This is a genomic window from Anaerococcus kampingae (assembly GCF_046365475.1).
In the GTDB taxonomy this organism is placed as follows: Bacteria; Bacillota; Clostridia; order Tissierellales; family Peptoniphilaceae; genus Anaerococcus; species Anaerococcus kampingae.
In genome coordinates this window covers 1-14,493 of the sequence record NZ_JBGMEF010000030.1, presented here as the reverse complement: position 1 = coordinate 14,493, position 14,493 = coordinate 1, and the positions used below count along the sequence as shown (strand labels likewise).

General features: G+C 29.4%; 9 protein-coding genes and 2 pseudogenes. All 11 read right to left on the bottom strand.

Annotation, left to right across the window (positions count from 1 at the left end; translation table 11 throughout):
- Positions 1–315: pseudogene (locus tag ACCQ42_RS07900) on the bottom strand (23S rRNA (uracil(1939)-C(5))-methyltransferase RlmD); the annotation flags it as partial.
- Positions 263–1,892, bottom strand: a pseudogene (locus ACCQ42_RS07895) (recombinase family protein); the annotation flags it as partial. The pseudogenes ACCQ42_RS07900 and ACCQ42_RS07895, both read right to left, overlap by 53 nt.
- A 192-nt stretch (positions 1,893–2,084) precedes the next feature.
- Complete coding sequence (locus tag ACCQ42_RS07890; protein WP_410035861.1) at positions 2,085–3,476, bottom strand: ABC transporter ATP-binding protein; 1,392 nt, start codon at positions 3,474–3,476, stop codon at positions 2,085–2,087.
- Positions 3,473–4,201, bottom strand: coding sequence for an energy-coupling factor transporter transmembrane component T (locus ACCQ42_RS07885; RefSeq protein ID WP_072537496.1), 729 nt, complete (start codon positions 4,199–4,201; stop codon positions 3,473–3,475). Before ACCQ42_RS07885 ends, ACCQ42_RS07890 begins: the two co-directional genes overlap by 4 nt.
- Positions 4,201–4,791: an MptD family putative ECF transporter S component gene (locus tag ACCQ42_RS07880; RefSeq protein WP_002840863.1), complete on the bottom strand. Its 591-nt coding sequence runs from the start codon at positions 4,789–4,791 to the stop codon at positions 4,201–4,203. Before ACCQ42_RS07880 ends, ACCQ42_RS07885 begins: the two co-directional genes overlap by 1 nt.
- A 25-nt stretch (positions 4,792–4,816) precedes the next feature.
- On the bottom strand, positions 4,817–6,541 hold the full coding sequence (locus ACCQ42_RS07875) for an ABC transporter ATP-binding protein (RefSeq protein ID WP_410035860.1): 1,725 nt from the start codon (positions 6,539–6,541) through the stop codon (positions 4,817–4,819).
- The gene (locus tag ACCQ42_RS07870) at positions 6,538–8,307 is read right to left on the bottom strand and encodes an ABC transporter ATP-binding protein (protein ID WP_410035859.1); all 1,770 of its coding nucleotides are present in this window, start codon (positions 8,305–8,307) and stop codon (positions 6,538–6,540) included. Before ACCQ42_RS07870 ends, ACCQ42_RS07875 begins: the two co-directional genes overlap by 4 nt.
- A 107-nt stretch (positions 8,308–8,414) precedes the next feature.
- On the bottom strand, positions 8,415–9,029 hold the full coding sequence (locus tag ACCQ42_RS07865; protein WP_410035858.1) for a TetR/AcrR family transcriptional regulator: 615 nt from the start codon (positions 9,027–9,029) through the stop codon (positions 8,415–8,417).
- A gap of 419 nt (positions 9,030–9,448) precedes the next feature.
- The gene (locus tag ACCQ42_RS07860) at positions 9,449–11,356 is read right to left on the bottom strand and encodes a UvrD-helicase domain-containing protein (RefSeq protein ID WP_410035857.1); all 1,908 of its coding nucleotides are present in this window, start codon (positions 11,354–11,356) and stop codon (positions 9,449–9,451) included.
- 1 nt (position 11,357) lies between these two features.
- Entirely contained in the window at positions 11,358–13,271 is a 1,914-nt protein-coding gene (locus tag ACCQ42_RS07855) for an ATP-dependent nuclease (protein ID WP_410035856.1), read from the bottom strand.
- 396 nt (positions 13,272–13,667) lie between these two features.
- Positions 13,668–14,493: nucleotidyl transferase AbiEii/AbiGii toxin family protein (locus tag ACCQ42_RS07850; RefSeq protein ID WP_410035855.1), on the bottom strand; the 826-nt coding region annotated here is incomplete at its 5' end.

Here is a 14,493-nt window from a genome sequence, read left to right as displayed (position 1 = left end):
CTATACACAAAATTTTACACAGTCTCTGATGGCTTCTTCTTTTTCAGGTGTACACTGTGGAATAATTTGTTTCTCCTTTTTAGACTTGTTGTAATGTTCTCGTAATTCTATTCCACATTTCTTTTTTATCTGTGCAATATATAATGTCGAAACTTTTAATTCAAATTTATTCCAAACATATTCTTTGATTTGGGCATATGTTGCCTTACTTTCAGCACTTGTCAAATCCATCTCATCCAGCTCAATTTCAACGTCTATATGTTTATCGACATCGAGTTTGGACAAAATTGCTACCGTCTCCACATGTGTTGTCTTTTGCTTGGGAACATAATTTATTATCCTCGTCATTCTTGTAGGAACACAATTTATCACTGTCATTGTCTTTGGCATTTTTTCTTTTATCTTTGAAATTATTAGAATCTTGACTATCTTTAACTCCTGTTTTGAAATAGAATGTTAAATCATATGGATGAACTGTTCCGTCTTTGTCAATTCTTCCCACCACGACTTTATCAACTATGCTTTCAAATACTGTTCTATTAAATTCCTCTATAATTTCTTTGTTTTCTAAGACCTTTTTAAATTGCTTTAATCTTTCTTTAATAGAGTTTTCATCTTTGATAGTTAGCTCTAGTGTTTTCTTTTCATCAAGTAATTCTTCTTTTTGTTTTGTAAGTTTTTTAAACTTTTTAGCATAAACTTCTTCGTCTATACTATCTTCTAAATGAAGATCAACTAACTTTCTTTCTTGACTAATGATTCTATTTAATTGGTTTTCTATCTTTTTCAGATCCTTGACTAAAGTATTATCATTTATTTCTTCTTCTACAATTTTTAAAAAGTCATCTATTACTGTTGAATCTGCATGGCATAATTGCCTATAGCTTTCAACAAATGCTTTTTCTATTGCTGCTTCTTGTATTCCTTTTGAATGAGGGCAATATTTTTTACCTTTTTTTGTTGATCTTACACATTGCCAGTTGATTTTTTTGTAAATTGAACTGGTGTGCCAGGTTCTTCTTGAAAGTATTTCTCCACAAAATCCACATTCAAGCATACTTGAAAAAGCATATTGCCTTGATAGTTTCTCTCTTTTTCTATCCTTATTAGCAATGGTGTTTCTATTTTGTGCTCTCCTGAGTCTAATCTCTTGTGCCTTTTCAAAATCTTCTTTTGATATAATTGGCTCGTGATGATTTTCAATGTGGTATTTATCAGATTCACCAAAGTTTGCTAGTCTTCTTTTTGTTATGGGATCAACTGTGAAGGTCTTTCCCATTAGTATATCTCCAATATACTTTTCATTTTTAATTATTCCTAACACTGTAGTATCAGACCATTTTGTTTTACCTCTCGGGGTGAGATATCCTTGCTCTTCTAGTTCCCTGCCAATGACTGAACCACCATTACCCTCTAAATATCTTTTGAAGATATATCTGACAATTTTAGCTTCTTCTTCATTTATAGAGATGCTTTTTGTTATAGGGTCATAATCATATCCAAGGCAACCTTGAAAACCAATAAGCTCCCCCTTTTCCATTTTCATTTTCAATCCTTTTTTTTACATGGGCTGAGGTATTTTCTACTTCTTGTTGGGCTACTGAACTTAATATTGTTAATAGTAACTCTCCATCCATTGTCAAAGTATCTATATTTTCTTCTTCAAATACTACACCAACATTGTTTTCCTTTAATAGTCTTACATACTTTAAAGTATCTAATGTGTTTCTTGCAAATCTTGATATAGATTTAGTAATTATCATGTCTATATCTCCATTTTGGCAATCACTTACTAGTCTCATGAAGTCTGCTCTTTTAGTTGCAGTTGTTCCTGTTGTTGCTTCATCTGCATATATACCAGCCAAAGTCCATTTCTTATTATTTTTTAATAGTATTTTTGAGTTTTAATGATTAAATTGAACATAAAAAATGAGGACTTATGCACATAGGCATAAATCCTCTAAAATAAAAAAATATTATAAAGTTTATATTATGGAGTATTCAAAAAAATACTATTCATAACTTCTCGTTTTTCTTCCGTTTTTATCATATGTCCCTCTTTTAATTTACTAATGTATGCATTTTCATAAGTAAGTAAAATCAATCACTTTATCACAAACTGAATCTAAAAACTCAACATCATGGGATATTATTAAAATCAACTTATCTTCTTCCTTTACTTTCTTTATGTTTTTAGCTACTATTTTCATATTTCTATAGTCCAATCCACTGGTTGGTTCATCGAAAAATAGAATTTTCTTGTCGGATAGTAAAGCGGATAAGATAATTACTCTCTGTTTTTGTCCTCCTGACAAGGTGTGAGGATTCCTATCACTGATATTTTTCAACTCCATATCTTTTAACCAAGTATCTAAAGCATTATCATCTTTAATATTTGATGTTAATACTATTTCATCTTTAACGCTGTCCGTGAATAACTGACAGTTCACTTCCTGCATAATAAGCAGGCTCTCATTTAGCCTACTTTTTATATTTAAATTCTCATCATCTTTTAAAATTTTACCTTTATTATCTTTGTTTAAGCCACATATAATTTTTGCTAATGTAGACTTCCCAATTCCATTTTCTCCAACAATTCCAATAATATTCCCATAAAAAAATTTAAGATCCTCAATGGACAAAATTATTTTGGTATTTCTTTTGAATATTAGATTTTTTAACTCTAATAAAGTCCCTTTATTTGAAGTTTCAAAATCATCAAATCTTTCAATAGCTTTATAATCAGAATGCCTAAGTCCTGTTCTCATTCGTTCATCTTCACTTAGATTTTCAATTTCGTCCATACTATATTCTCTGATGATTTTTCCATCCTCTAAGTATATTGCTCTATCAACAATGTCTTTTAAATACCACAACCTGTGTTCTGCAATAATAATAGTTTTTCCTAAAGATTTAAGATTTTTTATTGTAAGCGATAGTTCTTTCATTGACTTTATGTCTAAGCTTGAAGATGGTTCATCAAGAATAAATATCTCAGGGTTTAATGCGTAAATGCTTGCTACAGCAATCTTCTGCTTTTCTCCTCCAGAAAGATTGAATATATTTTTATTCATCAAGTTTTCAAGATGAAGCTCTTTTTCAACTTCTTCAATCCTTTTGTTAATTACTTCTCTTTGTATTCCATAATTTTCTAAACCAAAAGCGATTTCATCGGTTGTATTGGTTGTATAAAATTGTGTTTTAGGATTTTGAAAAACCGAGCCTACATTATTAGATAATTTATAAATTGGTGTGGTAAATGTATTCATACCATTGACCATAACACTGCCAGAAATGTCCCCATCATAAAACTCAGGTATTATACCGTTCATAAGCTTTAATAGAGTCGACTTTCCGCAACCGCTCCTACCACATAGAAGAATGCATTCCCCTTTTTTGATTTTCAAATTTATATCTTTTAATGAGTAATCAGATCCTCCCTTATACTTAAAACTTAATTCTCTAATTTCAATCATAAGTCCCACCCTGATACTTTCATAAATATTACTATTGATAAAATTAAAATCATAAGAATTAGAACACCAATATCATTTTTTCTAAACTTAATTAGGTGTCTACTTGTTTTGTTAACAGGAGCATCGAGTCCCCTTATAATGGCTGATTGAGAGAGCTCATCCCCAATTTCTATCACACTTACGAACAATGGCACAAAAAAATATTCCATAATTAATGTTGGTCTTCTTGTTAAATTGATTAAGTTAAAATTAATTCCTCGAGTTTTCATCGCCATATTTATATGACTCCATTCGTCTTTAATAGTAGGCAAACATCTAAATATTACAGAAATCATTATGAGCGAGTCTTTTGAAAGTTTTAATTTTTGTAAAGTTGCTACTGCACTGGAAACAGATGTGGAATTTAAAATCCATTTACCCACGATAATACATGGCAAAAATTTTCTTCCAATTGCTAAGATAAATAAAATTAAATTCAAAAGAAAATTCATATTAAAATAGGCTAAAGATTTTTCCAATACTACACTTATTACAAAAAATAAAATATACCTTATAGTGGATTTTTTATAACCATCGCTAATAATAATGACAAGGAAAAATAATGTAATAAGGCTTTGATAGATCCAATCAAACCCTAAAAAAATTAAAATATTCGCACCTATAAGCAAGATAAGTTTTGTTCGGAGGTCATATTTTGACCCCAGAACAAACTTTGAATTTTCCATTATAAAACTCCTGCGGATTCCAACTTTTTATTTAATATTTTTTTTGTAAAATAAGAACCAATCAAAGAGAATATAAATGTTCCTATAATCATAACTGGTAACATCCATATCGGTGTCCATGCCCTTACTGTGTTACAAAAGCTTTGATCTAAGCCACCTTTTATTACACTTTCAAAAAATGCTTCTCTCATAACCCAAATTGGTAAAAATCCTCCAAATAAGTTTAGAGAAAAAAACATATGACTAATTGTATTTTTCTTAAAGTCTGTATAATTCCCACCTTTTGCTATGAACATAGCAATTATTCCGGCAGGCACTGCCACTAATGGTGCAATTGGAATATGTCCAGTTGCAACTAATAAAATACTTGGTAAGATAGCTGCGATTACAATAGCAGTGGCTGACTTTGTTTTTGCAAGAAGCATATGATAGGTTGGTGCAGCAAGTAGTGCTACAAGCATAGGCATTAGTAAAAACAAAACAGGGACAGGCATAGATATTACCCCAATAACTGCATATGTTACAAAGTAAAGTGCAATCAAAACACCGGCTGTAACTGCATTTTTTGATGATTTCTTTTGTGTTTTCATAAATTTCCTCCTTTAAAATTGATTGTTACTGTACAATCTTCCATTCTTTAGACTTTTCTTGATAATTCCATAAGTCTTTATATAGTCCTTCATTTTTAATAAGTTCTTCATGCTTCCCAACTTCCTCTACCTTTCCTTTGTTTAAAACAACAATTTTATCAGCTCCCATTACGCTCCTTAATTTATGAGCTACAACCACAACTGTTTTATTTTTAATTAAATTTGATATTGCTTCTTGTATAATAAGTTCATTTTCAGGATCAAGCGAAGATGTTGCTTCATCAAGTAGTATTATTGGGGCGTTTTTTAATATTGCTCTCGCTATTGATATTCTTTGTTTCTCACCTCCAGACAGAGTCGCACCTCCTTGTCCAATCATAGTGTCAAATCCATCATCTTTATTGACTATAAAGTCATAAGCTCCTGCCATTTTTGCAGCATTCATAATTTCATCTTTACTTGCATCTTCATTTCCAAATTTTATATTGTTATAAATTGTGTCTTTAAAAAGATACACATCTTGAAAAACAACAGAAAATTTATCCATTAATTTATCAGGGTCGGCTGTTAGCAAATCTACTCCACCAATTTTAATTGTCCCTTCATTAGGATCATAAAATCTGGAAATTAATTTAATTAGTGTAGATTTTCCAGAGCCAGAGTAACCAACAAAAGCAGTTAATTCGTTTTCATTAATGTCTAATGAAACATTATCGATAACCTTAGATTCCTTGTAAGAAAATGAAACATCACAGATTTCAATTTTGTTACTATCGTTTAAATCGCAATTTCCTGACATAGGTTTAGCGTTAAGTAAGTTAATGATTCTCTCTCCTGAAACTGATGCCATTTGTAGACCTGTATAATTTACAAGTGCAAGCTCCAAAGGATCAAAAATCCTTGTGCCTACAAATAAGAACATTAAAAATGTATCAATTTCCAAAGATCCATTTATAAACAAATAGGAACCCGCTAAACTCATCAAAGGAAGTCCTATTCTTAAAATCATACTTGCTATAGTAGTTAATGAACCAACTCCTTTCTCACTCTTAATATTTGCGTCTCTCGAGTTATCTATATCTTCTTCAAGCTTTGTTAATGTATCATCTAAGCTGTTATAAGCTTTTAGAGTCTTAATAGCATCCAAATATTCGTTTATATCTTCTTCCTCTTTTATCCTCATTTTCTTTGTTTTCAAATAAATTTTTTTCTGAAAGTTTTGCATGAGTGTAAGAAGTAGAACAGAAATCGGCAATCCAATAAGTGTTGCTATTCCCATTTTTACATTAATTACCAAAAATAATATTGAGCAAAGAACCGCTACACATATACCACTGAAAAATTGAGGTAATTGATGAGTTACTGCCGTTTCAACTTTGAAAAAATCATTCATTAATGTATCTAAGATCTCTGCTGAGCTTTTCCCTGAGATATAACCTATTGGTAGTTTTCTTATGTGGTCTGCAAGCTCTATTCTCCCATCTGCACTTGTCTTGTAACCAAGTTCATAGGTATATTTTGTAGCTAAATTTTCCAATAAGAATGTTACAAAGAAGAATATTGCCATTATCCCAAAATACTTCCATAAAATGCTCGTATCTATACTATCTGCACCTCTATTTAAAAATAGTGTTTCTACAATTTTCGCCAAAGCAATAAATGGTATAAGGTTTGAAATAGATGCCAAAACATTTAATATAATGGATTTTCTTATGTTATTCATCTTCCCTAAAGTAATATTTCTTATCATTCATTCTCACTCCCTTCTATATCCATTTGCCAAATATTTGTCTTCTTATAAATATCAAAGAGTCTCTTATATATTCCATCTGCAACGATTAAATCTTCATGCTTACCTCTTTCTGCAATTTTTCCATCAGATATTACTAAAATTTGATTTGCATGCTCTATGGTATTTAACCTATGAGCAATCATGATAACTGTCTTATCTTTAACCAATTCAGACAAAGCTTCCTGCATAAGATATTCATTTTCAGAATCAGCAAAACTTGTTGCTTCGTCTAATACTAATATTGGTGCGTCCTTTAAAATCGCTCTTGCTACGGCAATACGTTGTTTCTCTCCTCCAGATAAATAAGTTCCTTTACCCAAAACAGTATTGTATCCATTAGGGAGTTTTTCAATAAAATCATGACATCTTGCTTTTTTGCATGCTTTTATGACATCTTCTTTTGTAGAACCTGTCTTTGCCATAGCAACATTATTGAAGACTGTATCTGTAATAAGATCACTGTCTTGAAAAACGAATGCTATCTTGTCCATTAAGGCACTCATTGGAATGTTTTTTATGTTAACTCCACCAATTTTAATAGAACCTTCTGAAGGATCATAAAATCTGGGTATTAGCGTTCCAATGGTAGATTTGCCTGCTCCCGAATAGCCAACTAATGCTGTAACTTCTCCTTGTCTAGCACAGAAGCTTATATTCTTTAAAACCTCTTCATTTCCATAAGAAAAGCTTACATTATTAAATTCAAGATCATGACCTTTTATCTCTTCCTCGATATTTTCAATTGCCAATTCTTTTTGATCTATAATTTCGTAGATTCTCAAAACAACTTCATTTAGTAAATTCATTCCTTCTGCAAAATCTCTAAGTTTTAATGCAGGTACGCTAATGGCAGGTACAAGAATCAAATAGAAAATAAAGATTGTAACAAAGTCCAAATTATTGTTTCGTGTCATTAAAAATATTCCTACAGGAACTATGAATGTAGCCACAGATAAAATAAACATTCTAAATGAGACAAATCCTGGTCTTATCATCGATGTCATCGAACTTGTAAAATCTCTATATTCTCCTACTGACTTTGAAAAAGTTTTAAAAGATTTTGCTCCTGTTCCAAATATTTTAACTTCCGGCATACCTTTAACATATTCAGTAGTTGCTGAATTAATTTGATCCAAAATCGCAAAGTTCTTATCAAGTCCACCCGACTTTATAATCTTTGCCATGATTGTAATCTGAATTCCTAAACCAACAAATATAATTAACAAAGTCGTAAGACCTAATATTAAATTTATCTTTAACATAACAATCATCATTGCTAAAATTAGTGCTAAAGTTGAAATTAAATTTGGTAATTGATGAGAAAAGTATCCCTCAATTTGATTCATATCCGATCCTAATACTTGCCTTATTTTTGACTTGTTGTCCCCAGTGAAAAATCCTAAAGGAAGGTTCCCAATATGAAATAATATCTTCTTTTTTAAGTTAGCTATTAAAACATATGAAAACTTATGGCATAAAATACCTCCAATGTAAGTTAAGCAATATGACAATACCACTGCTGCAAGTCCATAGGTGCAGAACTGTATTGTACTTTGTTCTAATTTTCCATATAAAAATAGAGATTTTATGACTTTGTATATCACCAAAATTGGACAAATACTTAATAGCATACCAAGACTAACAAATAATATCCCTCCTACAAGTTGTCCTTTTTTTATTTCACTGTAGGAAATAATATCTTTGATTGATTTCTTCTTTTTCATCTAAAACATACCTCCTTACCGAACGAGTTCGTTCATTTGCCTTAAAACTAATACAAGGAAAACACCATTGATGTTTCCCTTGTAAAATACTTATATTTTATTTTTTTCTAATGAGGTCTTTGAAATAGTTCGCTTATTATTCCAAAGGCTTCACTTGAATTTGTTTTGTTTTCTCCCTTAATAATATAGTCGTTATATATTGTTCCAACAGCTCCGTATAAAATAAAAGCTGCAAAACTTCTCACATTTTCTCTGTTTATTCCCATATTATTTTCTATTTTTTTATTTTCAATTCCTTCAATTATAAACTCTGAATAGACATCTATAAATTTTCCAATGTAATGAATTAATTCCCATAGCCTGTAAGAGTTATCTGTAATTGAATTCTCTTTCGAAAAATTATATCTTGTTGTAAATTGACCGATATCTTTTACTATAAGTTCTCTTACAATTTTTATTCTTTCTTCGTAATCCATTTCCTTATTTTGAAGTATATCCAACTTATTTTTTAGTTTTTCTTCAAAATATGTTTCCATACAAGCCAAGAAAATATCTTCTTTTGATTTGAAATAATAATAAAACATTCCCGGCGCTCCGTTAACTTCTGCGAGAATATCTCTAACAGAAACTTTCTCATACCCATACTTTTCAAAAAGTCTGGATGCTATGTTTATAAGCTCCTGTTTTCTTTCTTCTGGATCTTTTACATTTCTCTTTGCCAAAACCTCACCACCTATCGACCGACACTCGTTCTATTAATATAGATTATCATTTTCTTATACTTTTGTCAATAGTGCCCTGAATTTATATTCTGAGTATGGTATAATTTTTTTTACTATAAATAAAACGCTTGACGCTTATAACTTTAATAGCAAGCACAGTAAGTGAGTACCCACTTACGAAAAATTGATGAAGCAGAACCTTTATGGACTGCTTCTTTTTTTATCAATTTTACCTTGTTAGGGAGAACCCTAAGACCCCGAAATATATTTTATAAAGGAGAATAAAATGGCAAATAGATTTATGAGAAAATAGAAAAAGAATACTCTCATAAAAAAGTTTACTTAACCGAATTAACCATTAACTACAGCAGAATTATTAGAAATTCTCTAAATTTATATCGAATTAAAAATCCATTTATTTATACATTAACTATATTCCATCCATCCTTTTGTAATCTGTCTTTAATATCATTATTTATAGAATCTTTTGGGATAGCCATACAAACCAATCCTCTGGCTCTTGACAATGCAACATATTGACATTTTAATCTTTTCTCCATAGTTTTATTAATATTAGATTTTCCTCCATATAAATAATTGTTTATTGACTTTATATTATGTGTTCTCATATATGTTTCAACAACAAGTGTGGCTAAATGCGTTTTCCCTTTTACCGAGTGAATACTACCAAATATCATATCTACACTTCTATTCTTTTCATTGTCAACGTATTTATATATAACATTTTTTTCATTTTTAATATCAATCTCATTTTCAATCCATTTAATACATTCAAGCCCTTCAATGCTTTTTTCTTGATCAAAAAATAAATTAATTATACTCTGAATTTTATTTAATATATTTGCCCAGTTGTCTTCTGATAAATTATTGATACAACTTATCAAATCCAACATCTTATTTCTAAATATTTTTGTTTTATCTTCTTGTAATTCCCTGAGCATTGAATTAAATAAGTTCCCTTTATCGTATATTTTGATAGTACCATTTATATTGTTTATTAGTTTCACAATTCCTTTACATATATAGTCTACTCGTTCTTCATTTTCTCCAGAATAATTAAATGCTTCATTTCCTCTTCTAAGATAAGTAATTATATAATTAGGATTTTTGTATTTATTATCCGAGCAAAATCTATAATCTTTCCAATAATCATAAACACCTTTTGGGAATTGCTTTTCTGTTGTTTCTTCTTTTTTATCATGTATCATACCTATTACATGTATTCCATCTTTATCGTATCGTTTTATCTCGTTGTCTGTAAAAGAATTTAAAACCAATCTCCCAAATTCATCAATAACTTTATTAATATTATCTTTTTCAAATAGAAAAATAGTATTTTTTATACTATCAGAAAAATCATTATCAGTCCCACTCATTCTTTCTTCAGATACTGCTACTAAATTAGCTAATTCTGCGATTTTATGATTGAATCTCTTACTTTCTTTCAATAATAATGGAGCATTCCTAGGGAAATAATTAGAGTTGTTCTTAATAAATACACTGTTATATATAGCCTGATTCATATCACCATAACATTGCATAACAACATTAGATTCATTCCCAAATGCCATATTTAATAGCTCCCATTGAAACTCATCTGTATCTTGTGCTTCATCGATAAATAAAATAGGAAATCTATACTGTATTGATTTCGCAATATTTCTATTTTCATTCAATATTTTTTTAGCAAAAAGTAACATTTCTCCAAATGTAAAATATCCGTCTTTTTGAGTATCTTCAATAATAGAAAGAATAATTTCTTTCGTTTTTCCATTCTTATCCCAATCTATTTTCCCAATATCTCCTTTGTACTCGCATATATTTTTATTTTTATACTGTTTTTGTAAATACAATTTAGTTTTATACGGAATCTTTTTCCATCTATATCTCATCACCATTTCACTATCAATAATGTTTATTTTATATCCACTTGATTTTAACCATGGTATAGTGACAAAAGTATCAAAAAAAGAATGAAAAGTTCCTATAAAGTGTGGGTACAATAAAATTTTTTGACCTACTTCTGTATTTCCTAATCTCCGTTCTATCTCTTCTCTTGCTACATTAGTATGAGATAATACACAAATACCACGAGTTGAATATTTCCATTTTCTAGCAAGTATTGCTAATTTTGAAATCAATATTGTTGTTTTTCCACTTCCTGGAAATGCTTGTATATCAACAGATTGCATATTTTTAATTATTTCAATCCTTGATTCGTCAAACTTTATATTGTTACCAATTGCTCTTGTAATCCACTCAATGTCTTGAGATGTTATTTCCAAATCATTTAATATACTTCTCATACTATGCTCCCTTTGTAACATATTTTATTGCTTCTATCAGATATTTAGGGATTACTCTTACAATTTCATTACTATCTTTATCTGAATATTCTTTTTCTAAATTTATTGAGAGCTCTTGCGCGAAATCTGCTTTAGATGCTTTTTTTGAAGTAAAATAGCTGTAAAAATATGAAGCCTTTTCCTCTATTGTTTCATAACTATTAAGCATATTATTTAGCTCTTTATTTTTTACATCTCTGTTTATTGGCTTATAACTCACATTAATAAGAGAGGTTGTTAATATTTTAGTCATTTCCATATCTTGCAACCCTTCATATGCCAAATCATACTCTAAAGTCCAATGTTCTGAAATAAAAGTTTTAACACATTGACCACTTGCTTTAGAATTTATATTTAATAAATATCTACATTTTTCATCATCTGAAAAATCAGATTCCACTCTCCAATTACGTATCTTCTTGTCCGGCCAATTTTCAATATTTTTGTAATTTTCATTTATACAAATATGCGGAGCGCAATCAGGCATAATATCTCTATCTGTAATACAAGAAACATTAATATCCAATGATTCTTTATCATTTTTTCTTTGAAAAATCCTTGCATATCTTCTTAAACCCGTACTTCGCACATCGATTAAAGAAACGCCATAATTAGTAAAGCTACAACCCAGTAACTTTGCTATTGTTGGTAATAATAGGGATTCTCCTGGTCCTTCAACAATCACTACACTTCTTGCAAAAAAAAGATTAGATTTTGTTGCGTCTAGATATTTTTCTAAATAAACATAATCATCTTCACATAAATTAGTATATTCTTTTGATAATGAGTACGTTCTTCCCTTTTTAACAATAATAATATTTGATAGCTTTATAACAGATGCTAGCAAAGGTGAATGTGTCGTCATTATCACTTGTATATTATTAGTTTCAGAATCATCTTCAAAAGATTGAATTAATTTTAATTGCCTTTGAGCATGAATGTGTGCTTCTGGTTCTTCAATCAATAAAAAACATGGTTTATTATTATTCTTTGAATCTTTATGTAACAGAAGTTCACAAGCCATACTCATTAAGTTACTAGTTCCTAAACCAACTTTTCCCATTAAACTACTACTATCTTTGTCAACTACCAAATCTAATTTTTCTAATAATGACATTAACTTTCTTTTGTCATTTAAATTCGATCCAGCAACTTCCAGCGTAGTATTAAAACTATCAGTTTCAAGCAGCATTTTTTCTTTTATAATTTTAGTCATTTCTAAATTAATTTCACTCAAAGCTTTATGATTAGATAATAGATAATTTGATAAGTTTGCAATTCCTAATAAAGAAAGTTCATCTAAATTATCACCATAATTATAGCTATCATTTCCAGTATCGATACTTGAAATATTTTGCATAACTCTCGATAACCTCGAATTTTTTCCAGAACGCATTTCACTATAAGCATCTCTTAAAGCATGTAAATAAGTTGTTCTCAACAATTCTCTAGCTTCCTGAGAAATATTATTTCCAGAACCACTATATCCTGTTGTAATTCTAGTTAGTGCTCTAGGTGGATTATATGTATTTAAATACCTAGCTTTCCAATTTATATATAAGCATTCATTTTTTTCATTTTCTCCTTCGTAAGTAAGACATTCTAAGAATGCTGACCTTTCCTCTATATTTAAACCTTGAAATTTGCATACTATATCAATTTCTAAAGACGTGTCTTCATTATAAAAATCTTCCGGGTTTAATCTGTTCCAACTCATGTCAGTAGTTCCTAATACGTATCTTATAGCATCTATTATTGCTGATTTACCCGAATCATTCTCTCCAACTAAAACATTAAGTCCGTTATTAAACTTAATTACATAATCACTATCATCAAAACATCTAAAGTTTTTAATTTTTAATTCTGATAAATACATATCCAATACTCCTGTTTATTTCCCATAATACATTTAAATATTTCCTAAATACAACTATCCCAAAAATAGAAATCTTAAGCAAAACATCCGTAGTCATATCTTGTCAATTCTTCATCTTATAAAAGTACTTATACTAACTTCAGTTTTCCATTATCTCAAAATTTTTTATATCTAAATCTATTAGATTTTAGAATAATCTTTTATAACTAGATTTTCTCAATATATCCTGCGTTGAAAATTTATATTTATTATATTATACCATTAGATGTCCATTTAATATAAAACGTTCTCTTTAAAAGAACATTTAAATTTAAAAAAATGTAGAATAATTCCACTTCTCTAATACTTAATATTTCCTTGTCTATAATATTCCAAACAGTGTCTGTTAAATTACATCTAATTAATTCTATTTGAAATAATTCTCACTACATCAACAACCTTATCAAAGCTCAAATCTCCAATATACTTATTTTCACTGAGATACACTTCCCACAAGGATCTTAGGTAAGAATCATCTTTTATGTCCTCGATTATTTCCTCAGAGTCTTTCATTATCTCCTGACTTCCTCTTTGGTTTGAAGTTATTTCTATTGCTTCTTTTAAAATTTTATAATCTATCTCATCTTTTTTTAATTTGTAGAGGGTGTATAGGTCGTAAAAGTCTCTCATTCGTGTTGTTGTTATATTTCTTCTGATTATGGTTTCGTATTTTTCAGCTAAAATTGTTTCTAAAGGGTATGCCATTATTTTTATATTTTCTTTGCTAAAGATACATGGATACGTGTATTCTATTTCTCTTGGTGTTATTGCATCTCCTGTTGTTAGATCAAGTTTCATTGGATTTTTAGTCTTACCAACATTTGCTGTTAGTGAAATTCTAAAATTTTCGTACTCATCTTCTTCTCTTATATAACTGATATCTTTCATTTCAAATTTTATCCCATCATCGACATCTAAATTTATTATTTCTTCTACGATTTCTTTTATTTTTTCTTCTTTTAAAGCTATGCCTTTAATGGTTGTGTCCATGTCCATAGTTGTTCTATTTTCAATACCAATTAGAGATGATATTAGGAATCCTCCCTTTATTACAAAATTGTTTTTGTACTTTGATTTAGATAGCCTTTCTAAAAATTTTTCAAAAAAATATATTTGCAGAACTTCTTGTGACTTTAGATTTTTCTTCTCTGCCATACTTCTTATCTTGCCCTTTATACTCTCG

What these genes read in the sequence shown, in the direction of transcription:
- ACCQ42_RS07890 (WP_410035861.1), bottom strand. Translation starts at nt 3,476, where the DNA reads ATGATTGAAATTAGAGAATTAAGTTTTAAGTATAAGGGAGGATCTGAT.
- ACCQ42_RS07885 (WP_072537496.1), bottom strand. Translation starts at nt 4,201, where the DNA reads ATGGAAAATTCAAAGTTTGTTCTGGGGTCAAAATATGACCTCCGAACA.
- ACCQ42_RS07880 (WP_002840863.1), bottom strand. Translation starts at nt 4,791, where the DNA reads ATGAAAACACAAAAGAAATCATCAAAAAATGCAGTTACAGCCGGTGTT.
- ACCQ42_RS07875 (WP_410035860.1), bottom strand. Translation starts at nt 6,541, where the DNA reads ATGATAAGAAATATTACTTTAGGGAAGATGAATAACATAAGAAAATCC.
- ACCQ42_RS07870 (WP_410035859.1), bottom strand. Translation starts at nt 8,307, where the DNA reads ATGAAAAAGAAGAAATCAATCAAAGATATTATTTCCTACAGTGAAATA.
- ACCQ42_RS07860 (WP_410035857.1), bottom strand. Translation starts at nt 11,356, where the DNA reads ATGAGAAGTATATTAAATGATTTGGAAATAACATCTCAAGACATTGAG.
- ACCQ42_RS07855 (WP_410035856.1), bottom strand. Translation starts at nt 13,271, where the DNA reads ATGTATTTATCAGAATTAAAAATTAAAAACTTTAGATGTTTTGATGAT.